Genomic DNA, 919 nt, shown 5'->3' with positions numbered 1-919 from the left:
CCCGCCGCCTGTATCACCCATGTCGATACCGTCGGGATGGTGAAATACCCCACGATGGCGATGAGCATGAAGATGATGTAGGCCGAGTTGTTCGTGTCCGGCACGAAGTTCGGGTCGGTCAATGCCGCGATGTCCTTCTCAATCATCAGCGTCTGGATGCGTGCCAGCACCGAACTGAACAAATCGGAGATGGGCAGCCACAGGTAGATGCTGATATACTGGCATATCCAATGCACCATCGTGCTGTGGAAACCGTCATACACCGAAATGGCGAATGCCAGCGGCCCCAAGATGGAGAGCACGATAAGGAAGAATGTCCTCAGCGTGTCCAGTATCAGCCCCACCGCCTGAAAGAGCAGTTCCAGAAAACTGCGGAAGGCGTTGCTGATGGTCTGCTTGATTTCATACTTGCCGCGCTCGATGGCCATCCCCGCCATCGTCTTCAGTTCCGACGGTGTCCAGCCCAAGTCTTCAATCTGCCGCTCGTATTCTTCGTCGCTGACCAGATAGGCCGTTTCCGGGTTACGCACCAAAGCCTCGTATTCCAGTTTCTCCCGCTTCTCGGCGTACTCCTCCATGTCGAGCGTCTGCCCTTGCAGGATGCCGTGGCAACCGGTGACGATGGGACTCATGATGCCGTTGATGGTTCCCAGCACGAAGGTGGGGAAGAACATGATGCACGCCCCGATGCAAAACGGACGGAACAGCGGATACACATCTATTGGCTCGGCACGTGAGAGCGCCTGCCACACCCGTGAGGCCACGTAGAACAACGCGCCCAATGCCGCCACCCCGGTGGCCACGCCCGTGATGTCCGAGCAGAGCGGCATCATCTCGTCATAAAGGCTGCGCAGCACTTCATGCAGGTTGCCGAATGTACTTTCTCCCGTCATGGCTACCAGTATCTTTGGTTATCGGT

1 protein-coding gene is annotated in these 919 nt (G+C 56.9%); it reads right to left on the bottom strand.

Going from position 1 to position 919, the window contains the following annotated elements:
• A partial coding sequence (traJ, locus tag M3090_RS15405) for a conjugative transposon protein TraJ (RefSeq protein ID WP_249057741.1) occupies window positions 1–893 on the bottom strand: 893 nt, incomplete at its 3' end.
• Between the last annotated feature and the right edge of the window lie 26 nt (window positions 894–919).

Origin of the sequence: Bacteroides sp. ET71 (assembly GCF_023336905.1) — a bacterium.
GTDB lineage: Bacteria > Bacteroidota > Bacteroidia > Bacteroidales > Bacteroidaceae > Bacteroides.
Note: the sequence above shows the minus strand (reverse complement) of the source record. Positions and strands in the feature narration are given on the sequence as shown.